The following is a 21,474-nucleotide window of genomic DNA, read 5'->3' on the forward strand; positions in this document are numbered from 1 at the left end:
ATTTTAAAAGTATGAAACCGAAAAAAATAAACCAAAACTATATGACATAATCGATTAAGAAAATATTGGTTTCTAAAATTTACCTATTCAGTATCCGATAAGTAATCTATATGCTCAGATTCTTCTTTTTAGTTTTCCTTTTGTTTGCATGGGCGAGTTATAGCCATGCCCAAGGGAAAACTCAATCAATCGAGATGTCTTTGGACATTTTTGAGAAATCTGTGACAATGAAGCATGCAGAATCAAGAAAAAGTCTGCTCAATTGGATAAATCAGTCAATAATTTTCCAATCAAGCCCATGTAGGATGTGGGAAAGAGATCGTATTCGCTCCGTTTCTTACTATTCTCTCCAATGTGGAGGTCAAGCCTTCGACGGATTCATCGGTTTTGGACAAAAACCCAATCTCAATATTCGATCCTTTAAGATAAATTCCTTACAATCCATTGGCAATAGAGAATATATTTCTATTTCGATACTCGATGGGAAGCATTGGAGCGATTCCAATCTGAGAGAAAAACCACTGACAAAAGTACAAAATGCACCCGAGTCTAATCCAAATCTTCACTATTTTATCAATGTTGCTGCTAGAAACTCAAATAATGAATCCTTAAAACCCAATCTTTCCATATTTTTTGATTCAAGTTGTCCACTTGAATACCTTGGTGCAAATCATGATTTCTATTGGGACAATCAAATCTATCACGAATTCAATATAACTTGCGTTAAAGAATCCATCGTCTCCTTAGTTAAAATCAAAGCCAATAAATTTGGTGAAGTTTTGGTTGGGGATAGTTATAGACAAAATATTCCAGTAGGCACGAAATTTCTAGCATCTATGAGATTGAACAGTTGGTCTGGGGATAGAATTCAATGGGAAGAAGAAAGGATATATCCATATGATAAGCAATAGATCAAAATTTATAAATCAAAATTGGATACTTTTATTATTCTTCTATCCAATTTTTATTTTGAATTCTCAACCCAATGAAGGCACTGTATTCAATCAGGTTTTTCAATCTGTTGTCCTAGTAAAAAACGAAAGCTTTCTTACTGAATCCGGAACTAAACCTTGGATGAAAGAATCGTTTACAACCGGACTTGGTTCTGGAATTATTATAGCACCTAATCTTGTATTGACGAATGCGCACGTTGTGATGGATTCCAAATTTCTCACAATTCGTCATTATAATAAAAAGAAAGCCTATACAGCAAAAATAAAACATATTGCGACAGATTGCGATCTCGCCTTGCTCGAAGTTGAGGATGAAGATTTCAACCAAGGGGTAAAAATATTTAGTTTCGCTGATCAATTGCCAACCTTAGGTTCTGAATTATTGGTTCTCGGATATCCCAATGGAACTGAGAACCTAACAGTAGAAAAGGGAAATGTTCTAAGTTTAGAAAAGTTAAGGTATTCCTTTAGTGGATTGGATTTCCGGAATGTGATAAAAATCAAAGCCTCGGTATTTCCAGGAAATTCTGGAGGCCCCGCTTTTCAAGGTGACAAAATCATAGGAATCGCATTCCAGATTAGTAAGACAGGAAGAGATATTGCCTACTTAATTCCAACCACAGTAATTCAACATTTTCTAAAAGATGTTGAAGATGGTAAATATGACGGTTTCCCAAATTTAGGATTCACATACCAATCTGGATATCCAAGTGGAATAAAAGAATATTCCAAAATACCTCTAGATACAAAAGGTATTTTACTAAATTCAATCTATCCCAAAAGTTCCTTTTTCGATTATTTAAAGGAGCAAGACTATATTTATCGAGTCGATGACTATTTCATAAACAATGAAGGCGAAGTGTTAGCTGAGAAAAGAGTGAGCTTAGTCGACTACATCGAAAATAAATTTGTTGGAGATTCAGTAAGATTTTATTTTTACCGAGGTGGGCAGAAATTCAAAGCAACTGCGAATCTAGGTTTAACTGAATCTTTAGATTTATATCGTGAAGATTCTGGAATTTTCTATTTGAATGCAGGTTTAGTATTCCAACCTCTATCGAGAGTATTTTTTTCTGGTGTTGATCCATCCTTGATGGATAGCTCTGCCAAATACCATTTTAGCTATTTCATCCAGGACAAATTGTACAGATTTGGTGAGAGAGACATTTTGTTGAGTTATGTTTTTGACGATCCAGAAAATTTTAGAAACAATCGATATAAATACAAAGTCTTAGAGACAATCAATGGATATGCACCTAAAGATATCAAAGAATTTCAAATGTTTTGGAAAAGATTTCACAATGAACCAATACTTTTAAAATTTCGAGGAATTGATCTTCCAATTGTCCTCACTCCAGAAAATATAAAAAAAATCAATACTCGAGTTATGAAAAGATATGGAGTAGAAAATGAACTTAGATAGAACTCCAAAAACAAGTCATATCAACTTGAAAAATAAGTTTATATTCCATTCTTTTTCAGTAACTGTACTTTTATTAGCGAGTTTTTATACTAATCTGTATTCAGAAGAGCAGTCATACTCTCTTCCAGTGGATGTTGTCTTCAAAAAAGTATCCCATCAAAATCCTTGGCAGATACGAGAACCCATTAGAAAAACTTCGCAAGCAATTAGAATAGGTGAAGGTATTTTCTTCACGATGACTCTACCCAATGAGAAACCCATTTTTGCTGAATTGGATAGAAGCGGAGAACCCAATGCAAGATTGGTAATTCATCGATACGATTCTTCCACAGGTTTTATTATTCTGAAAGCGGAAGAAAATTATGGAATGACGAAAGTTATAATCAATCCACAAACCAGTGCAAAGATCTGTGGATTGGGCAATTACGAATATCTTAAGTTTTCTTTTTCTATGGTTCCACTTCGATTCTATAGGATGGCTGAATCGGTTGACGACTACCTTGTCAAAAAAAATATCCTCTGTGGAATTCAGAACGGTAAATACCTAATTCCAGCAGAATATATATCATTTATTGCAAATGCTTCAAACGACAATTTTCAAATTCCACATCCTGGTTTTGAATTTGAATCCGCATTAACATCAAGTGAGAGAACATATCATTTTCCGAACAAAAGAAAAGGAATCGTTGTCTCAAAAGTTTATCCGGGTGTTGGACCCGCTTTTCATTTATTGCCTGGTGATGCAATTTACCAAATCAATGGAGTGAATCTAGATAAATTTCCAGATTATTTGGTGGGCGATAGAGCACTAGATAGCCTACTTCGAAAATCCTCATCGCTTAGATCGGTAGGATCCACTGTGGAAATAAAATATTTCCGAAATGGAGTTGATTCGAAATTAAGCTATAAATTGAATCCATTTCATGATAAAGATTTTCTGGTTCCTGAAACCCATCCTTATTCATCGCCTCCTTATTTAATTGCAGGAGGACTCTTTTTTACAGAATTAACATCTGCATACCTCAAAGAATTCGGTGAAGACTATAGAAGAAATTCGGAAAAAAAGCTACTCTATATATTGGAATCTTTTCAAACCAAGACACATCCCCATAGACAAAGAGTTGTTATACTTTCGCGAGTCTTACCGGATGATAAGAACCAAGGCTATCAGGAATTTCAAGATCTTATCGTAAACCGAGTAAATGGAATGAATGTATTCAATCTTAAAGAATTGAAAAAAATATTAAGAAATTCCAATGAAGAATTTGTAAGAATTGAATTTTCCGGGGGCAAGGAAGTTGTCTTTCGCCGAAGCACGCTCAATGCAGTCGATGAGAACATTTTACGAAACTATAAGCTTAATTCACTCGACAATTTGGGTGAAGATTGAAATTCTGATTTAAATTATGCGAATTCTATTTGTTGATGATGAACCATCTATTCGTGAGCTTTTTCAGATCACGCTTGGATCTGAATATGAATTAGAACTTGCAGAAGATGGAATCCAAGCATTAAGCCTTGCTAAGAATTCAAAATTTGACTTAATAATAACAGACATTAGCTTACCAAAAATGAGTGGTGTTGAATTTATTCGTAGATTACGAGCAGATTCTATCTTTACTCCCTTTATTATCATCACTGGTGATAGCAATATCGAACTGGCAATTGATACGTTCCGCATGGGGGCTGTAGATTTTTTCCTAAAACCTTTCAGAATAGAAAGCCTTCGGATAGTCCTAGAAAGATTCAAATCGCTTCATCTTGAACCAAAAGATGTTTTCCGTGCCGGTGATTTAGTTCATGAATCCGATACTAGTGTCTATGTGCTTGCTCCAAAAATTAGGAAGATAAACTATTTCGTAAATATCATAACAGATAGAATGCGATCTTTGTCAAACATTCAGGAAGATGATATCCTTGCACTCAAAGTAACCCTTTATGAACTGATTTCTAATGCGATCGAACATGGAACGGCAGGAATTGATTACAATCAGAAAAAGAAATTTCTCGAAGATAGTGGAGACTATTTCAATCTTGTAGAAAAAAAATGTGACGAAACTGATAAGAAGATTACCATCAACACGTCTTACAATTACAACAAAATTCAAGTTGAGATTATCGATGAAGGCAATGGATTCAATCCGAGCTCAATTCCAGATCCCCTCAAGAATCCGACAGCAAATCTATATTCTGGACGAGGAATTTTTCTTACAAAATTAAATGTAGATGAAATCGAATACAATGATATTGGGAATAGTGTACGAATCGTACGCTACTTGAAGCCTGTCTAGATTGTAAGTTACAATTTAATTCCACAAGATATATAGAATTGAATAAAGTCTGATTGTAATCTTTTCTCATCCAATCCTTCCACAAATTCTGACACTTCCTTCGCACCGGTGATTCTAGCTTGTGCAACACTCACGAATGCAAAACTATTTTTATCTTCCCGAATCTGTCCACTCCAACCAAACCGAAGAATACCTTCCAAGCCTCGCCCAAGATAAGAATTGCTAGAATTCAGATAGATTCCAGTGTCCCAGTTCTCCCCCAACCATACCCAACTTTTTGAGATATGAAGACCTGCGACTTGCATTGCCCCAGAATTTATTCCAAAGTTCTGAAACCTATTGAGATCGAGATTTCGAGTTGCTAGATTGGCATTGTGATTATTGTTAGTAGAGACTTCTCCGTTTCTAAAAGAAGAGTTGGATTGATCATTTGTTGCAAATTGTCCAAGTGAATAAAAATCATGAATTCCAATTAAAGCAGAAGAACTTCCTCCCAACATCTGAATTGAACCCTTCATTGGTTTATAACATTCATTGGTTCTTAGAAAAAATCCAAGATCCATATACCAATCTCGATTAGTCCATTCTAATTTACCAAAATACAATCTAGATGAGTGGGATATTTTTGGATTCTCGATATATATATAATCCATATAGAAATCTTTTTCTATATCGAATTGGATCAAACCACCACCAAATGAGAATCCTTCATAGAAATTCTTTATTATAAAATCAAATCCAGAATATCCGGATTTTTCTCCTGGCATTAGGCTAGTTCCGAAATCCTGAGGATTCTTATCTTGAAATTGATTATAATAAAAAAGCTGAATGGAAAATAGATTCCACCAATTTTCTAGTATAAAAGATCCGCCATGTATATTGTAACGATCCTCATTCCAGACGCGAGGAGATAGATTCATTTGAGATTTATTATAATTCCCACCTATCAGAGACAGTCCGATAGTTCCAAATCCAAGATTGAACCGATTGCCAAATTCTATAAAATTCATGCGATCGGCCATTATAAATCCATAGCGATCCAATCTTTGAAAACCCCTTCCACCTTGTAGAAAACTATTCATTGAATCTTGGAAATAACTTGTTTCTAAACCAATAATAATTTCACCATCACGAAGAGTTTCTCTTTGCTTCCGAACAATCTGTTCTTCTTCGTACGAAATGCTCGGTGAAATTACCGTGTAAAATTTAAACAATCCAGTTTTAGCAAGAAAAGCAAATTCTGGATCTATCTGCAATTGTGACTGATAGCCAGATTGTAAATCTTCTGATCTTCCGCCCTTTCGGCTCAGATATCGCGGAGTAGAATAAATGTTCCAAATATAAGAAAATTTATTGTCCGGCAAACTTTGCGTATTTTGATCCGATTGTATTTTCGAATATTCTACAGAACCCGATTGTAAATTATGTGCTCTTGATTTTACAGTAATTTGTCTACCACCACCCCGACGGTATAAGTCATCATCTAATCTATGTTCAGAATAAGATTCGGAATATAAACTGGGTGTGATAATAAGAAGTCCAAGACATATTGCAAATTTGGAAATATTTCCATGAAAATTGCAAAACAAATTACAATCAGTTTCCTTGTTCACGATTTCTAAATAGAGCAAGAAAATAACCAACTAGAAGTAGCCATGAAACAATTTGTCCCAACAGCAATGATAATGCGGCACCTGTCGTTCCAAAATCAGGAATCAATAGGTTATCCAGAACCAAACCGAAAATCAAACGAAGTAAAGCAAGACCCGCAAGCATTTTAGGAAAACCTAATGCATACAGTGCCATTCCGAGTGGAGCAAAAACCAACTGCAATAGAAAATTTGGATACAGCATTTGAAAAACAGGAACCGAATTGGAATAATTGCCACGAAACAAGAGTTCCATGATCAATCCACCAAGAAAAAAGCCTGGGAATAGCAAAATGGCCATCAAGGCTCCACCAAGCATACTCTTAACAAGAAAACTACGGAATTCTGGTGAATCTACCAAACGAGAAAGTTTTGGATAAACAAGGGAGTTGAGAACAGATAGTATGATGACGAAGCCACTGAATAATTGGAGAGTCGTTCCGTATTCTGCAACTGCTTCTGGACCATGATACATTTTCAGAAAGAAAATCTCCAAACGATCTGACACAATGGCAAAAATAGAAGCAAGTAGTGCCCAAGAGTTAAAAATAGCAAGATGCTTTTGATCCTGTCGAATCAGCTTCCATTCAGAAAACCAAACTAGATTCTCTTTCCATGCAATAAAGAAAAATGCTCCTATTACAAATATTGGACCCAGGCAGTAAACTGCCATAATGTCTATGTATCCAATATCAGAATCTCCAGTTGAAACAAGCAAAACCAATATTCCTAATCGAACAAGATTGGGCAATGGATTCCAAATCGAAAGTGCAAGGTAATTACGAAAGGATACAAGTATGCTTTCAAAATAAGATGCAAAAGAAGCTAGAAATCCACCTAATATTAATAATATGACAATCAGACTATTTTCATTTAAGAAAGCCAATGTAATTAGCCCAATCGCAAGAAGAACAAGCAATGCATAAATCTTAAGAAGTAAGGATGCAAGTAGCAAAGAACCAATTCTTTTTGGTTGGTCGGTTACAGGAGCCATGTATTTGACCAACGCGGATGGAAGTCCAAATTCAGCTATCGCCAAGATCACAGGAAAGGCACCAAGATAGTATTGAAATTGCCCATTTTCAGGTTTTGTCAGAAGGTTTACTGAATAAACCATAAAGATAAGATTTGTTAGCGAAGAGAAGACCTTTGAGATAGTTACGTAGATTGAGTTTTTGAATACACCCGCTCGAGCTATTTCAGATCGGAATTCACCTATTCTTTGTTTGATTCTACGCATTCAAATTCTTTTTGAAATATTTTCCGTCTTTGATATAGAATAGAATCGATGGTGCTATCCATACAAAAAAGAGTCCTACTATTAAATAACGGAAATATCGAATTAAAACTTCATCTCCCCAATCAAATGATTTGAGAATCTGACCTGGAATCAGATAGAAAAATATCAATCCGAAAACAAGAACCAGTAGTCGTACTGCCAGAGACTCTTTTGGATTCGCCAAGCTTTCTTTATACGAACTCCAATATATTTCCGTTCGAAATGAACCAATCTTCAATAACATGGTTCCTATAATGAATCCACCAAGTGCAGCAGACGAAGAGATCAATGTGTTGAGAGAAAAAATATGTCCAGAACTCAATTGATTGTTATAGAGAAGAACTGGTGATAGAGTTGTTGCAATTGTTACAAGAACTGCAGTCCGAGTCACTCGCGTAGTAATTTGAGAATCACCCAAATCAGGGAAATTTGGGAATCGATTTGTAAACCAGAGAATAAACCAAAGATTCAAACCGCCCATAAATAGAGCGCCCAAACAATCTCCCAGATAATGAACTCCCATATACATTCTTGCAAAAGGCATGATCAATATAACATAAATTGCTAATGATCGAACCCAGATATTTTTGATTCGAAAGAAAAGAAATCCCCACATAACAGTGGTTGCTTGGACATGTCCAGATGGAAATCCAAAAGCGAATTCTTCCGCTGACGCTTGCAGATTCGTAATTTCACTGGACAATCCGTTCGGTCTTGGACTTTCAAAAATAAATTTTGCAATGGAATTGATGATCCCAGCACTCAGCAATGCATAACCTAAGCCTATTCCCAATCTAGGATTGAATACTAAATAGGTGACAGAGAGAAGAGCCATAAAAAATATATTGCTTCCTAGCTTGTGCCCAATCCAAGAAATCCAATACAAAAAAGTCCCCAAATAGTTGTCCCAAGCATGCAGAGACTCCAAAATTCCTATACCAAAAAGTAAATCATTTTCAAAAAGAACGGAAAATTCCATATTCCTCTAAATCAAAAGGCAAACGGAATGAAATCAACTGATTTTTCCTTGATTTTCCTAGTAAAATTAAAACTATGCTTGGTAAGGAAAAAACTATGAGCCCCGAAGAAACTGTAGATAGCGTTGAAGATTTACTCCTTATCCCGCGTGAGATCCCTAAATTTTTACTAAAACAACTTATTGATCTTGTCTATGACATTGAAATTACAGGCTTAGATTTTATTCCGAAGACAGGCGGTGCTGTTCTCATTTGCAATCATACTGATTATCTTGATGTTCCAGTTCAAGGAGCCAATATTTCCAGAAAGATTGTCTATTTAGCGAAGTATGAACTCTTTCATCCTCAAGAAGATATAATGAATTATATCGATTCACCGAAATCACCATTTTCTATGCCTCCATTGAGTTTTACGAAACCATTGATTCGCACACTACTCAATCGAATGGGAAGTTCATTTTCGAAGAATATGCAACATTGGGGCGGGATGCCTATCATCCGCAATCATTACGGTGAGAGTATGGACAAAAGAGCGGCAATGGATTATTACAATCAACTCGAAGACTATATGGTTGGGATTCTGAAATCTGGGGAGATTCTAAGCATCTATCCCGAAGGAACAAGATCTGAGACAGGAATCATGAGTCCTTTCAAAGCCTTAGCTGCAAAGATCGCGATTCGTGCTGGAGTTCCGATCATTCCGTCCGGTATCAGTGGTGCGCACAAAATGTCCGAACCTGAAGCGTTTATTTCGGGAGCGGCATTTCGGGCAAAAATTAAATACAATATTGGTCAGCCGATACCTGTAAAAGATTTTCCAACAGGACCAGAAAAGAAAGCTGCCAAAGAGCTTACAGAAGAATTAGAAAAAAGAGTTTATTATTTAAAGGATCATCATGAAAGAAGAGGTAAGCCAAGAAAATTTGTGACTAAGCTTTAAGTAAGCAAGATACTAGAATCTAGCTTATGTTTATAACAATTTGCTAATATGGGTTTTTATCAAATACAGACACTCTTACATTGAAAAGATTTGTATCCATTAAGTATATAGGTAGGCTTGGTGAATTCTTAGACAAAAGGATTCAAGTTGAATTATCCAAGGTAGGCTATCCGAGTCTTTCGGCTTCTCATTTTGAAATTCTCACATTCTTGTTTCGCAAAGGTGATGCCTGCAATATGTCATCGATCGCCACTGAAATACAACGTAAGAAACCAACCGTAACAATCCTAATACAAAAACTAGAATCTCTTGGTTTAGTAAAAAAGACTTACTCTGATACAGATAAAAGAGAAACAAAAATCTATCTAACAAATGAAGGAAAAAAATTTCGACCTATTGCTTATCGAATTAGTACAAAACTTCTTTCCTTGAAAAGCTGGGGAATCAGTCCCGAAGAGTCCTCAACTTTAGATCCTATTTTAAATAAAATTTATAACCATTGCCAAAATCAAAATTTATAGAATTAAACTTTTGAATTCTGGTCGTCTTCCCGATGTCGCAGAATCTATTCCTTCCTTAGCATCTGGTGAATTCAAAATATCAAAAGTCAATCGCTTATCTTGATCAATGATTGAACTCAAGTCACGATCCAAATATCTAAATCCTTGTTTGGTGGAAACAGTTGCTGAATGAGAATTTTTCGAGAATTTTTTCGCAAATTTTAAGCTGGCTGTCTTCAAAGATTCAGTATCTTTATATATTTCATCAAGAATTCCCATTCTAAAAGCGTCCGCAGTCTTAATAGCATTGCCTTCTAGAACATGCTGTGTTGCAAGTCTCTGTCCAATAACATTCATCAATAAAAAAGTGATAAAACTTGGAACTCGAATTCCCAATTTCACTTCTGGCAAACCCCATCTTGAACCCTCTAATCCAAATCGATAATCACTGGCAAGTCCAATCATAGCACCATAGCCCAAAGCATGTCCGCCAATTTCGGACAATACTGGAATTGGCAGATCATATATTTTCTTCAATATTCCAAAAAAATAACTTAGAAAATCTTCAATTTTTTTTGGGTCAGATTCGTTCTTCAATGTTTGCAAATCCAGACCTTGTGAAAATACACCCGAACGACTGCTGCGAATAATCAACGCATACATTGATTTATTTTGTATTTGGTTGATAATTCTGTCCAACTCTGCAAAACTCACAAGATCAAAACTATTTCCTTCATTGATATTGAGTTCTACAATCCCAATTCCATCTTCGATTTTGAAATCAATCATAAGTCCCATCTCCCATTTAGTTAGATATCTAACCAAATAAAAAGTCTATCCCTCTCTGTCAAGGAATGTTTTACATTTATTCTGGTTGAGATTGGCGAATTCTATGATTGGAACTATGAGTTCACAAATTCAAATTCTTTGTATGTATAACTGAATTTTTTACGAAATTCTTCTTTGCTTAGTCCTGACTTAGACCATTCCTCTTCGAAGACTTCCCTCTTGAGTTTATAATCGTCATTGAGTGGAATTTCAATTTTTGCAACTGTTTCATTGAATTCTTGACTTGAATATAAACTAAAACTATGCTTGTTCGCACCGGACTCATCCAGCATGATTCCAACCATGGTAAGCCCTAGTCCAGCACCTTCGGACTCATCTCCATGTTCCATAAAAAAATCAATCAAACTCGAAAAAGATTTTGCTCGATCAAACTTAGTTCGAATTTTTTCTTCTTCCTGAGCGAGAAGAGGAAAATTATTTTTTACTTTAATGTTTAAAACATTCTGATTAAAATACATTGTACAAATAACTGGAAGATCGTACTTTTTGAATTTTGGTTTATAAGCTATAACTTTCTCTTCAGCCAGATTGTCTTTAAATTCCAGCATGCCCTTTGCGTAATCATTCGGATCATAAATATCTAATCCCAAATCCTTAAATACAACTCTTTTCAGATTGGCCTTAGTTCCATTAATGACCAATTCTTTTGCAGCAGAATAAGACATATCGAGTAAATCCATACGATTGTATTTTGTGAGTATAGTGGAAATAATTTTATGAATCAACTTTTCTCCATAATCACTTAGAAAATAAGTTTTTACCGAGAGTATTTTCTCTTTATCTATGGAATCAAATATGAGTGCTTCTTGTTTTGATTTCTGTGCGGACATAAAGAACAGAATTGTAATCATTTTAACACAAATCAATTAGATTTTTAAAATAGTATCATAAGCTTTTATACTAGAACATTTGATTGAAATAAAAGAACGAATGAAATGGTATATTTCCAACAAAAAAATGAAAAACTTAAAAGATATAACAGTCAATTTATTTCAAATAATTTCTAGAATCCTTTCCTAATAATCGCATTGTATTTTAATCGAATGGACTAAGTAACATTTTACCTGGAAACTTCTTCTCAAGAAGGAACTTGGATTATTAATGGAGAAGCAATGTTGAGAAGATTGTTAATATTTTTTTATATCATAGGTATTTCAGGGGAATTGCTCTCGTCCCCGACACCGAGATTTGAGAACGGTGTTCTGGATATTCGATCTTGGAATTTCAGTAAGCCATTAAAGCTCGAAGGAGATATCCAATTTTATTGGAATCAATTGATTGATCCGAACAAAGCTGAATTGAACTCTGAAGGATCTCTTATAAAAATTGGAACAGCGTGGAATGTGGCCAATGAGAATTCTGATTTAAGATTACAACCCCATGGATATGGTACGTATCGATTTAAGATTCTAACAAATAAATCTGAAATTTATTCACTCTATATTCCAACCATTTCCACGGCTTATAATTTCTATATCAATGGAGACTACATTTTAAGTGTTGGAAAAGTTGGTGTTAGCCGCTCTGAATCAATCGGATTTCTACACCCGCAAGTAATCCAACTACCTCAAGAAGAGGAATTGGAAATTCTAATTCAAGTAAGCAATTATGATCATATAAAAGCTGGTTTATGGAGATTTATAAAAATTGGAAAACATACTCAAATCAATTCTTTTCATGATAACGCAGTTGCATTAGATTTTTTTATCTTTGGTAGTTTTTTAATAATGTCTCTTTATCATTTTGGTTTATACATTCTTCACAGAAAAGATAAATCCACTTTATATTTTGGATTATTTTTATTTATTTTAAGCTTTCGTAGCTTAGTTACAGGTGAACATTATTTGTACCAACTATTGGGTGTTGATAACTTTTCAATTGATTGGGGTTTGCGAATTGAATTCTTTGCTTTTTACCTTGGAATTCCAACTTTACTCGGATACTTGTATTCGATTTTTCCAAAGCAAACAAATAAAATCATCTTTGTATCACTCTTTGGACTATTGCTCACACTTTGTTTAATAGTAATATTATTTCCAGCCAATATATTTACAAAGTTTACTCCTCATGTTGAATACTTAATAATTTTTACTGGCATATTTGGTATGTATGTTTTAGTGAAGGCTCTTGTGGATAAAGCAGAAGGAAGTTCGATTGCGTTGTTTGGATTTTTTGTTTTCTTTGTATTTGTATTGAATGATATTTCTTATACAAGAAATTTTATTGATACGGGATATTATGCGCATGTCGGATTCTTTTTATTTGTTTTGATTCAATCATTTTTTATATCAAGAAGATTTGCAAAAGCATTTGATCGGGTAGAAGACCTTTCCAATAATCTGGAAAAATTAGTAGAGATTCGAACCAATGAATATAAAATCGAAAAGAAGAAAGCAGATGAGGCAGGTGTCTGGAAAGACAATCTGATATCATTAGTTGCTCATGATTTAAGATCTCCTTTAGCATCATTTTATGGAGCTATTGAATTGCTCGAAGATGAGGAAATGAGCAGAGACGAGAAGAAACAAATTTTCAAATCATCACGTGCAATGATTCGACATTCCCTATCAACTATATCACATTTGCTGAACCTCAATCGATTTCAGACCGGATACTTTACACTGACCAAAGAAAAAATCAATCTCTTAGAACTCATAAATTCTGTTGTAGAATCAATGCGTTCGGAAACAGAAGCGAAGTCTCAAAATGTTGAGATTCAAATAGATAAAAAATACCAAGCAAACCTAGATCGCTTTCTTATTGGCGAAGTGATTCGCAATATCTTACTAAATGCGGTTAAGTTTAGTCCAGAATCCTCAACAATTGTTGTGCAACTCAGCCAGATAAATGGAAACTATGCGCTTTCTATTATTGATCAAGGTATGGGAATGACGGAAGAAACAAAGAAAAATCTAATAGCAGGTAATAAACAGCAGAGCAAATACGGAACTGCTGGAGAAAAAGGTTTTGGTATTGGTATGAGTATTTGCATACAATTGATCCAAGCTCATGGCGGAAGCCTTCATGTAGAATCAATGTTAGGCGAAGGAACAAATGTATCAATTATCGGATTGGAAATAATCTGATCGGACAGTAGACTGAATGATATCAAAGTGCAATGCATCAGACTTGCGTTGCATTCATATGCTTATGAATTACAAGATTGACTTCTCACTTATGATACAGAATCAATCCTATGACACAATAGGACGCCTTAATTAGGGAGTCGTAGTATAGTATAATTGAGCTACAAAAACAAGGCCTCTATATCAATAGTCGTAGTTGTGTTACCGTTCGCATTGCTTGCAGTGATGGTATGAATTGTCGATGCTTGTGGTCCGGAAGGCGTTCCACTGATTGCGCATGTTGTATTGTCAATACTTAGTCCTGAGGGTAATGTTGGAGATGATGTACAACTGGTTATCGATCCGGAAAATGTCGGCGTTAGAGTTGTGATGGCTTGACCAACCCCAAAAGTATAAGGACTGCCTACATAGCTTAAAGAAGAAGGAGGTAAGACGACATTGATATTTATATTGATATTTGCTGTTGTACTTCCATTAGAATTCGCTGCAGTGATCGTATAACTAGAATCAGATTGGGATACCGTAGGTGTTCCGCTGATTGCGCAGTTTAAATTGTCAATAAGAATTCCTGTTGGTAGTATTGGTGATGATATGCAGCTCGATACTGATCCATTAAATGTTGGAGCAATCGTTGAAATTTCTAAATCTCGAGTCCAGGAATAAGGGCTGCCTGCATAGAACAACGAAGAAGGAGCAGCATTGGATGAATTTGAACTTGCAATAAGCCCAACAAGACTAGCGATCAATCCAATTCCATCTTCTTCAATCTTGTCTTGTTCTAGATGATAGAACAGGCAATTAGAGATTAAACTTGATAAAGTCAATACAATAAATAATTTCCCCATATTCTACCTCATCTTGATTTTTAAGATTTGATCTTTTGAAATTGTCTTTTTAGTCCCTGCCGCGTCTTCTATTTCGATTCCTTCAGCATCTTGACGTAAAATTTTGCCTTGAAAAATCTTTCCACCTTTCAACCAAATTGTTGGTAAATCATTCCTAATTTTTAACTTTTGTTCATATTGAGAAAGAGTAGCTTCTACAACTTCATCAAATTCTTTCTGTTTAACACTCAATTGATTATCTATCGACTCTTGAAGTAACTTTTGGAAGAGCTCATTATCTGAATCCAAACTTTTTGCAATCTTGTTTTCTAAAGAGATCGGCAACGGACACTCTTCTACGACTAACGTATCTTTGCTTATTGTTAGGGAAAAACCCAAGACAACAGATATTAACACATCATACCATTTGGAGGATTCTCTAACTCGGTAAGCCTTAGTAGACGATGGGAATAAGTTATCAGAATTACGAATATAGAGCGGAAAACTTCCATAGCCTATTTTCCACCGCGCGTGTTCACCAATCACTTTACAAGAACGCGACGAAGATGCAAGGATTATTTCGTCCTCTTTGTTCGCAGAAATCTCCTGGATAGAAGAACATCGGTAGAGTGTTGTTGATATTATGAATGTTATATAAAAATATTTCATTTCATTGATGCTTTTTTCTGCAAAAAATAATGTCATTCGATTTTTCATTTTTTCCGATTACGAAATAAATTTTTTATGAAATTCATAATCCAGTAGAATGATTTATCATGGGAATTCAGTTAATAGTGACTGTCCTGGAACTGGCTACTTCCACCCCCGTCGACCGCGCTTGTCAGCTTGTCTTACGTCCAAGCCTTGCTCCCTATGGATAGCCGAGTCTGTCATTCAGCGAAACATATATTATTTCGGGATAGCTGAGGTGTCTTCAGGCTTTCTTATAAACAAATATCTTGGCAACATTTCGCAGCGACCAGAGGAAGCGAGAAAGCGACTTTCGTGATCGCATCCCAAGTTCATCATGAAAAGTCGTGGGCGATGCCAACTCGCATTAAGCATCTGAACACAAAAAAAGCGCCTCATAACGAAGCGCTTGCTTTATAAATAATGACTGTCCTGGCAACATTTCGCAGCGACCAGAGGAAGCGAGAAAGCGACTTTCGTGATCGCATCCTAAATTCATCATGAAATGGTACTCCCCCAAAAAACTGGACAGAAAAAATGGTTCTTCGCTAAGGAGAAACAAATGTATCAAGGACCCAAAGACTACCCTCATGAGTTCAAAATCCAATCACTGAAACGGTATTTGGAAAATGGATGTAGGTGTAATTTTACTGCCAAAGAATTAGGAATACCAGAATCTACCCTTAGAGGTTGGAGAACGAAATATATGGCTGAAGTGAAACAAGAAATTAAGCCCAATAAAAAGGGGAAGAAAGATTATGAAAGTTTACTTATTGAAAAAGAAAAGAGAATCCAGCAATTAGAAGCTGAGAATTTAATTTTAAAAAAGTCAATAGGCATTTTCACAAGAGACCCACAACAAAAATAGATAAGTATCAATTCATTAAAGATAACGTATTATATTTTAAAGTGGTGAAAATGTGCAAGACTTTAGAAGTCTCTAGGTCTGGTTATTACAACTGGAAGAATAGAAGATTAAGTAAACGAAAAGTATTTAATATGCTATTGCTATCTGAGATAAAACGTATCCACATAGAATCAGAAGAAATATATGGTAGCCCAAAAATCTATGAAACATTGATTACAGAGGGATACTTATGTAATAGAAAACTTGTAGAAAGATTAATGAAATTAGCGAAAATTCGCAGTAAAATCAAGAAAAAGTTTAGAGTCGTAACAACGAACTCAAAACATTCTAATGAGATTTCTCCAAACATATTAAATCGAAAATTTAATGCTTCAAAACCTGGAGAAGTATGGTGTTCAGATATCACCTATATAGAAGTAAAATCTCGTTGGTTTTATTTAACTACGATAATCGATTTGTTTAATCGAGAAATAGTTGGTTGGGATCTAAGCGAAAGCCTAGAATCTAATTCACTAATAACCTGCTTTGATAATGCTTTCAATTTACACAAACCAGAGCCAGGTTGTATATTCCATTCTGACCGTGGCATACAGTTTGCATCTAGGGAGTTTCGAAGAAAATTACAGGAAAGTGAAATGAAGCAAAGTATGAGTAGAAAAGGCGATTGTTGGGACAATGCTGTAGCTGAATCCTTTTTTAAAATATTAAAGTCTGAATTGATAAGGCATGTAAGGTATGATGATATGAAACAAGCAAAACAAAGTTTATTCGAATATATTGAAATATTTTACAATAGGAAAAGAATTCATTCTACTTTAGGCTTTACTTCACCTAGCGAATTCAAAAAACTATATAAAATGCGAACTGCCTAATTTACTGTCCGAAAAAAAGGGGGAGTACCAAAAAGTCGTGGGCGATGCCAATTCGCATTAAGCATCTGAACACAAAAAAAGCGCCTCATAACGAAGCGCTTGCTTTATATATAATGACTGTCCTGGCAACGCCCTACTCTCCCATACAGCGAACCATATAGTACCATCGGCGATGAGGGTCTTGACTTCCGTGTTCGGGATGGGAACGGGTATTTCCCCCTCTCCAATATCACCAGGAATTCCATAGTCTGAGACTGCTTCCTTTTGGCAATACAATATTAGAAAATTTACTCGAAAAATTTGAACTAAAATAAAAAATTAACCGCCCAGAATGAACGAATCATTACAGCTATAAATACTAAGGTTGACATTGCTTCTCATTATAATTAAATGTGAACTTGTTTTTATGAAAAGAATAAATCATTTCAGTATCCTTATAATAATTCTTGCGAGTGGATTTGTTAATCTTTTGTCGAGTCAAGAATTAGTTTCCATTCCACAGCTAACTAGTCGCGTTGTTGATAATGCAGGTATCATATCACAAGCTAACAAGAGTTTGCTTGAGGATCGCTTAGCTACTCTGGAACGAGAGAAAGGTTCGCAGCTTGTGGTTTTGACTCTTCCATCTACTCAACCAGAAACTATTGAACAATTTTCTATACGAGTAGCTCAAAAATGGAAAATCGGACGTAAGGGTATTGATGATGGAGTCTTACTAATCGTTGCCAAAGAAGATAGAAAAGTACGTATTGAAGTGGGCTATGGGCTAGAAGGTGCAATTCCGGACGTGATTGCGAAAAGAATTCTAAATGAATTCATCCTCCCCTCTTTTCGAAAAGGAGAATTCGAACAAGGCATTCTCAATGGTTGCGAGTATATTGCAAAACTAATTCGTGGTGAATCATTACCAGCGGCAAAACCTAGTTCAGACACAGGCTTAGTCCGTGGTGTTAATGAAGATGATCAATGGATTTTTCATGCAATATTTATGGGAGTTGGAATACTATTTGGTTCTTTCGGAATTTTATTGAACTTAGGCGGATCCAAAAGACGAACCTTGATCCTTTTATTGATCGCAATACTATTAACTTCTATTCTCTCTCGCCTACTCAATTCCTGGGTAATGGCAACTTTTATTACTGGCATAATTAGTTTTATCACAGGAATTTTTATGATGATTTTTTCTGGAAAAAGACCAGGATTATTGGCTAATTCCGGATATTCAGGCGGATATGAAAGTAGTGGAGGATTTGGTGGCAGTTCATCTGGAGGAGGCGGAGGATTTAGTGGAGGCTTCAGTGGTGGCGGTGGTAGTTTTGGAGGAGGCGGTTCCTCAGGAAGTTGGTAAATAAATAATTTATTTCGTCTGATATTCTATAAATAGATCTCTTCATAACCAAATAATCGAATACTCTATCGTATTGATTCGTATTCGAAGTTTTATGATTGATCATTGAACATTTTAGGAACGATTTAATGCAAGCATTCTATATAAAATTTGTAACTCTAGCAAGCTTATTCTTACCGATGACGACCTGCAACTATATCTATGCACCTAATTCTATACGCGGAAGTGATGCCCTAGCAGAGCTTGAGGAAGCAAGAACGAATTCTGGAGGTCTGTCGTATGGAATCACAGTTTCCACACTTGATGTGAGCAGTACTTCGTTAGAAAATTTTGATTACTCAACTTGCTCACAGACCGATTCGATCGCAGTCACCGGGTCTTCTTCCAATACTTCTCCTACTTCCTTTACAATTTTGGAACCTTCTGCAGATGGTTCTCAAGCTATTGTAGATCTTGTCCTACCAGCAAATTCTGGAACTTACTATTTTCGCTCAGCTGGAGTGAATGTATCAACAACGCATTTAACAGGAAAACTTCTTAGTAATTCCAATTATACCTGTGTTTATTCCAATGAATCAGGCTGCTCGGGAAATTTTCCAACAAACTTAACAAACGCAAAACTAATTAGAAATACAACAGCAAGCATACTAGTTGAAAATGGACAATGTGTATCTATTCGTTGCGATAAATCGATAACCACATCAAATACGGAAACTTTGCGATTAAGAAATACAATCAATTCACTGACCACACCAGTTGCTAATCCTGGCTTTGATCCAAGGACTTATTTGATTGGACCCGAAATATTTAATAGCTTAACAGAGATTAATGAAGATCGATACTATACTCTAGATTCATTTAATAAGTGTAAAGAATCGGTTGAACTTGTAGGAATTTTGACTTTTTCCAGTATACAAGGATCTGTGCAGCAATTTCGAAATGAAAATGCTGTAGCAAATGAATGTTTAACTCCGCTTCCCAGTTTCGATAGTTCAACTTTGAATTTATTTGGAAGTGTGCTAGAAGGAGTTTTATGCGAAATGGAAGAAGTGGGAATCCTGGGAGTAATTTGATAATTTGGTAAAAATTCATTCTTTCTTTTCAGCAATTCAAATCAATTACGAATGATCAACTTGAATTGAATTGGTCTTCTGCTTTCGTGGTATTTACTTTTTTAGGTATGGATCGTTCACTGCTCATCAACCTGCATTCGATAAAAAGCATATTCTACTGAATTGATTTAATAATTTTAATAAAAAGTAGCCTTTAAAAAGGCTCAAATTAGTATCAATTGATTGTTACAATTTAGAATTATACAAAGAAATTAATAATTATTTCCAATAAAAAAGGATCGACATTTATCCGACTAATCATGATATGCTAAAACCCACCAATTTCATGGAGATTATTGTGAAAAAAATTCTATTTCTATTTACTATTTTAGTTAGCATTGGATGTGCTAACATCTATTCACCAACCGGAATAAAAGGCAGTGATGCCATCAAAGAGATTGAGGAAGCCCAGTCATCGGCAGGATTTCTCGCATTTCCTATTTTGTTATCTGGCATTTCTTCAACGAGCACATCTACAAGTTCAAATGTTACGTGTACAGCGGATGCTAATGCGATTTCTCCACTTGCGACAACGACATCTACAGCAAATTTTACGACACCAGGTATCAATGAAGCTACAGTAGATTTAACTACAACTGCATCAGGTGGCTATTTTCGTTCGCAGGCAATATCAGACACAGTTACTTTCTCATCTCCGATTAGCGCGAAAATAATTACTGGAACAGCATCCTGCCGATACTCAATTGGAACAGGATTTTGTGGAACTACCAATCTAACTTCCGTCTCTGCTGGCACTACCATCTCTAGCTCCTTTGCGGGATCGATTACTTCGACAAGCTCTAATTCTTGTCTTGCAATTTATTGCAATGGTGCGGCGACTGTTCGGTTGAAAAGACAATCGACCAGCACTACGTCGTCTGGAAGTACATTCAATTTTACAGGATTAATTCTCGGACCAGAAATTTTCAAATCTGTTGCGGGTATTGATGAAAGTAAATATTACAAAAAAGAATCGGTAGAAGAGTGTAAAAATTCAATCGTTTCGATTTCGGTTCTAAGTTCAGCTCTGCTCAGTGCAAGAATAAATCAGTTCTCGACTGATTCAACTGCAGCACAAGCATGCAATTCGAATAGTCCATCGTTTGCAGATATCAATCTTCCTGCTTTCTCAACTGAAATTCTGCAGGGTGAGTCTTGCAAACTTGAAGAAGTTGGTTTCTTAGGTGTAATATAAATCTTTCGATTTAGATCTTGATTCCCAGTTTGTCTTGAACAAACTGGGATCATGCCACTAGTTATTTTATTAACTTTCTTTTTATTTTTCTCCCCTTCGCAATCGGTTTCTGCGCAAACTACTACCATCAACACAACTCTAACTGAACCAAACCAAATTCGGGAATTCATGGATTCAACGGAACGCATTAGATGTATCTGCCTGCCCTCCCTACCTATTCAAGGTTGCTCTTACAATATGTGCATTGTGTCCAGTTATCTCAAAACATTGATCGAAAATAGAATTCGATTGGGTGAAACTTCGAATGAGATCGTTGCTAAATTTGAGAATGGATTTGGTGATGATATTCGATCGGATTCGGTTTTTATCCACTTTGAGAAAGAAGGCAACGAAAGGATGCTCAATGGCTTATTGTATGGCTTCGGAGCTAAGATTCAGGCAAAACCCGATTCCACTTGGATCAATTTATCCTTAGCTGGATTGGGACTGTTGGCTCTCATTGGCATTGGATTCTATGTAGTTCAGAGAAAAAAATCTAAATCAAATATCTCGTCCTCTACTGCAAAAACCGATCAACAAATGCTTGATCTTGAAAAAAAATATCTATCCGAACTATAA

20 protein-coding genes and 1 rRNA gene are annotated in these 21,474 nt (G+C 35.6%); 13 read left to right on the plus strand and 8 right to left on the minus strand.

The window, feature by feature from the left end; genetic code table 11:
* The first annotated feature begins 110 nt into the window (after positions 1-110).
* The 4 genes from O4O04_RS15920 to O4O04_RS15935 are packed head-to-tail and all read left to right on the plus strand — an operon-like array spanning position 111 to position 4,667.
* Positions 111-911 carry a hypothetical protein gene (locus tag O4O04_RS15920; RefSeq protein ID WP_272532774.1) on the plus strand — a complete coding sequence of 267 codons (801 nt, stop codon included), beginning with the start codon at positions 111-113 and terminating at the stop codon, positions 909-911.
* Complete coding sequence (locus O4O04_RS15925) at positions 898-2,376, plus strand: S1C family serine protease (protein ID WP_272532775.1); 1,479 nt, start codon at positions 898-900, stop codon at positions 2,374-2,376. The genes O4O04_RS15920 and O4O04_RS15925 overlap by 14 nt, the downstream gene beginning before the upstream one ends.
* Entirely contained in the window at positions 2,363-3,766 is a 1,404-nt protein-coding gene (locus O4O04_RS15930; RefSeq protein WP_272532776.1) for a PDZ domain-containing protein, read from the plus strand. The genes O4O04_RS15925 and O4O04_RS15930 overlap by 14 nt, the downstream gene beginning before the upstream one ends.
* A gap of 16 nt (positions 3,767-3,782) precedes the next feature.
* Positions 3,783-4,667 (plus strand): ATP-binding response regulator, encoded by an 885-nt coding sequence (locus O4O04_RS15935; RefSeq protein WP_272532777.1) that lies wholly within the window; start codon positions 3,783-3,785, stop codon positions 4,665-4,667.
* An 8-nt stretch (positions 4,668-4,675) separates the two neighbouring features.
* Here the strand turns inward: O4O04_RS15935 and O4O04_RS15940 are convergent, their stop codons facing one another.
* From O4O04_RS15940 to O4O04_RS15950, 3 genes are read right to left on the minus strand one after another with little or no spacing between them, the layout of a single operon-like run.
* A complete protein-coding gene (locus tag O4O04_RS15940) occupies positions 4,676-6,280 on the minus strand; it encodes a hypothetical protein (RefSeq protein ID WP_272532778.1) in 1,605 nt (534 codons plus the stop codon).
* Positions 6,264-7,556, minus strand: a complete 1,293-nt coding sequence (locus O4O04_RS15945; protein WP_272532779.1) for an oligosaccharide flippase family protein — start codon at positions 7,554-7,556, stop codon at positions 6,264-6,266. The genes O4O04_RS15940 and O4O04_RS15945 overlap by 17 nt, the downstream gene beginning before the upstream one ends.
* Positions 7,549-8,574 (minus strand): phosphatase PAP2 family protein, encoded by a 1,026-nt coding sequence (locus tag O4O04_RS15950; RefSeq protein ID WP_272532780.1) that lies wholly within the window; start codon positions 8,572-8,574, stop codon positions 7,549-7,551. The genes O4O04_RS15945 and O4O04_RS15950 overlap by 8 nt, the downstream gene beginning before the upstream one ends.
* A 95-nt stretch (positions 8,575-8,669) precedes the next feature.
* Here O4O04_RS15950 and O4O04_RS15955 point away from each other — a divergent pair, with 95 nt between their 5' ends.
* Together O4O04_RS15955 and O4O04_RS15960 are read left to right on the plus strand one after the other, a co-directional pair.
* Positions 8,670-9,512: a lysophospholipid acyltransferase family protein gene (locus O4O04_RS15955; RefSeq protein ID WP_272532781.1), complete on the plus strand. Its 843-nt coding sequence runs from the start codon at positions 8,670-8,672 to the stop codon at positions 9,510-9,512.
* 80 nt (positions 9,513-9,592) lie between these two features.
* The gene (locus O4O04_RS15960) at positions 9,593-10,033 is read left to right on the plus strand and encodes a MarR family winged helix-turn-helix transcriptional regulator (RefSeq protein WP_272532782.1); all 441 of its coding nucleotides are present in this window, start codon (positions 9,593-9,595) and stop codon (positions 10,031-10,033) included.
* Here the strand turns inward: O4O04_RS15960 and O4O04_RS15965 are convergent.
* Together O4O04_RS15965 and O4O04_RS15970 are read right to left on the minus strand one after the other, a co-directional pair.
* Complete coding sequence (locus tag O4O04_RS15965) at positions 10,028-10,801, minus strand: enoyl-CoA hydratase/isomerase family protein (protein ID WP_272532783.1); 774 nt, start codon at positions 10,799-10,801, stop codon at positions 10,028-10,030. The genes O4O04_RS15960 and O4O04_RS15965 overlap by 6 nt on opposite strands.
* 113 nt (positions 10,802-10,914) lie before the next feature.
* Positions 10,915-11,712, minus strand: coding sequence for a hypothetical protein (locus O4O04_RS15970; protein ID WP_272532784.1), 798 nt, complete (start codon positions 11,710-11,712; stop codon positions 10,915-10,917).
* Between the two features lie 261 nt (positions 11,713-11,973).
* Between O4O04_RS15970 and O4O04_RS15975 the strand changes: the two genes are divergently transcribed.
* Complete coding sequence (locus O4O04_RS15975; protein ID WP_272532785.1) at positions 11,974-13,947, plus strand: sensor histidine kinase; 1,974 nt, start codon at positions 11,974-11,976, stop codon at positions 13,945-13,947.
* A 161-nt stretch (positions 13,948-14,108) separates the two neighbouring features.
* On the opposite strand, the gene O4O04_RS15980 is transcribed toward O4O04_RS15975, so the two are convergent.
* Complete coding sequence (locus tag O4O04_RS15980; protein ID WP_272532786.1) at positions 14,109-14,792, minus strand: Ig domain-containing protein; 684 nt, start codon at positions 14,790-14,792, stop codon at positions 14,109-14,111.
* A 3-nt stretch (positions 14,793-14,795) separates the two neighbouring features.
* The gene (locus O4O04_RS15985) at positions 14,796-15,488 is read right to left on the minus strand and encodes an LIC_13076 family protein (RefSeq protein ID WP_272532787.1); all 693 of its coding nucleotides are present in this window, start codon (positions 15,486-15,488) and stop codon (positions 14,796-14,798) included.
* 535 nt (positions 15,489-16,023) lie between these two features.
* Here O4O04_RS15985 and O4O04_RS15990 point away from each other — a divergent pair.
* Both O4O04_RS15990 and O4O04_RS15995 read left to right on the plus strand, forming a co-directional pair.
* Positions 16,024-16,329, plus strand: a complete 306-nt coding sequence (locus tag O4O04_RS15990; RefSeq protein ID WP_272532654.1) for a transposase — start codon at positions 16,024-16,026, stop codon at positions 16,327-16,329.
* A 14-nt stretch (positions 16,330-16,343) separates the two neighbouring features.
* The gene (locus O4O04_RS15995) at positions 16,344-17,201 is read left to right on the plus strand and encodes an IS3 family transposase (protein WP_272536045.1); all 858 of its coding nucleotides are present in this window, start codon (positions 16,344-16,346) and stop codon (positions 17,199-17,201) included.
* Positions 17,202-17,321: 120 nt separating this feature from the next.
* Here the strand turns inward: O4O04_RS15995 and rrf are convergent.
* Positions 17,322-17,438: ribosomal RNA gene (rrf, locus tag O4O04_RS16000) — 5S ribosomal RNA — on the minus strand.
* A gap of 169 nt (positions 17,439-17,607) precedes the next feature.
* Here rrf and O4O04_RS16005 point away from each other — a divergent pair.
* The 4 genes from O4O04_RS16005 (at position 17,608) to O4O04_RS16020 (ending at position 21,474) form a co-directional block, all read left to right on the plus strand.
* On the plus strand, positions 17,608-18,549 hold the full coding sequence (locus O4O04_RS16005) for a TPM domain-containing protein (protein ID WP_272532788.1): 942 nt from the start codon (positions 17,608-17,610) through the stop codon (positions 18,547-18,549).
* Positions 18,550-18,677: 128 nt separating this feature from the next.
* On the plus strand, positions 18,678-19,622 hold the full coding sequence (locus tag O4O04_RS16010; protein ID WP_272532789.1) for a hypothetical protein: 945 nt from the start codon (positions 18,678-18,680) through the stop codon (positions 19,620-19,622).
* A gap of 337 nt (positions 19,623-19,959) precedes the next feature.
* The gene (locus O4O04_RS16015; RefSeq protein ID WP_272532790.1) at positions 19,960-20,856 is read left to right on the plus strand and encodes a TIGR04452 family lipoprotein; all 897 of its coding nucleotides are present in this window, start codon (positions 19,960-19,962) and stop codon (positions 20,854-20,856) included.
* Positions 20,857-20,907: 51 nt separating this feature from the next.
* Entirely contained in the window at positions 20,908-21,474 is a 567-nt protein-coding gene (locus O4O04_RS16020) for a cytochrome c-type biogenesis protein (protein ID WP_272532791.1), read from the plus strand.

It is taken from the genome of Leptospira sp. GIMC2001 (assembly GCF_028462125.1).
In the GTDB taxonomy this organism is placed as follows: Bacteria; Spirochaetota; Leptospiria; order Leptospirales; family Leptospiraceae.

What these genes read in the sequence shown, in the direction of transcription:
- O4O04_RS15975 (WP_272532785.1), top strand. Translation starts at nt 11,974, where the DNA reads ATGTTGAGAAGATTGTTAATATTTTTTTATATCATAGGTATTTCAGGG.
- O4O04_RS15945 (WP_272532779.1), bottom strand. Translation starts at nt 7,556, where the DNA reads ATGCGTAGAATCAAACAAAGAATAGGTGAATTCCGATCTGAAATAGCT.
- O4O04_RS15930 (WP_272532776.1), top strand. Translation starts at nt 2,363, where the DNA reads ATGAACTTAGATAGAACTCCAAAAACAAGTCATATCAACTTGAAAAAT.
- O4O04_RS15925 (WP_272532775.1), top strand. Translation starts at nt 898, where the DNA reads ATGATAAGCAATAGATCAAAATTTATAAATCAAAATTGGATACTTTTA.
- O4O04_RS16020 (WP_272532791.1), top strand. Translation starts at nt 20,908, where the DNA reads ATGCCACTAGTTATTTTATTAACTTTCTTTTTATTTTTCTCCCCTTCG.
- O4O04_RS15955 (WP_272532781.1), top strand. Translation starts at nt 8,670, where the DNA reads ATGAGCCCCGAAGAAACTGTAGATAGCGTTGAAGATTTACTCCTTATC.
- O4O04_RS15990 (WP_272532654.1), top strand. Translation starts at nt 16,024, where the DNA reads ATGTATCAAGGACCCAAAGACTACCCTCATGAGTTCAAAATCCAATCA.
- O4O04_RS15935 (WP_272532777.1), top strand. Translation starts at nt 3,783, where the DNA reads ATGCGAATTCTATTTGTTGATGATGAACCATCTATTCGTGAGCTTTTT.
- O4O04_RS15980 (WP_272532786.1), bottom strand. Translation starts at nt 14,792, where the DNA reads ATGGGGAAATTATTTATTGTATTGACTTTATCAAGTTTAATCTCTAAT.
- O4O04_RS15950 (WP_272532780.1), bottom strand. Translation starts at nt 8,574, where the DNA reads ATGGAATTTTCCGTTCTTTTTGAAAATGATTTACTTTTTGGTATAGGA.
- O4O04_RS15965 (WP_272532783.1), bottom strand. Translation starts at nt 10,801, where the DNA reads ATGATTGATTTCAAAATCGAAGATGGAATTGGGATTGTAGAACTCAAT.
- O4O04_RS15985 (WP_272532787.1), bottom strand. Translation starts at nt 15,488, where the DNA reads ATGAAAAATCGAATGACATTATTTTTTGCAGAAAAAAGCATCAATGAA.
- O4O04_RS15970 (WP_272532784.1), bottom strand. Translation starts at nt 11,712, where the DNA reads ATGATTACAATTCTGTTCTTTATGTCCGCACAGAAATCAAAACAAGAA.
- O4O04_RS15920 (WP_272532774.1), top strand. Translation starts at nt 111, where the DNA reads ATGCTCAGATTCTTCTTTTTAGTTTTCCTTTTGTTTGCATGGGCGAGT.
- O4O04_RS16005 (WP_272532788.1), top strand. Translation starts at nt 17,608, where the DNA reads ATGAAAAGAATAAATCATTTCAGTATCCTTATAATAATTCTTGCGAGT.
- O4O04_RS16010 (WP_272532789.1), top strand. Translation starts at nt 18,678, where the DNA reads ATGCAAGCATTCTATATAAAATTTGTAACTCTAGCAAGCTTATTCTTA.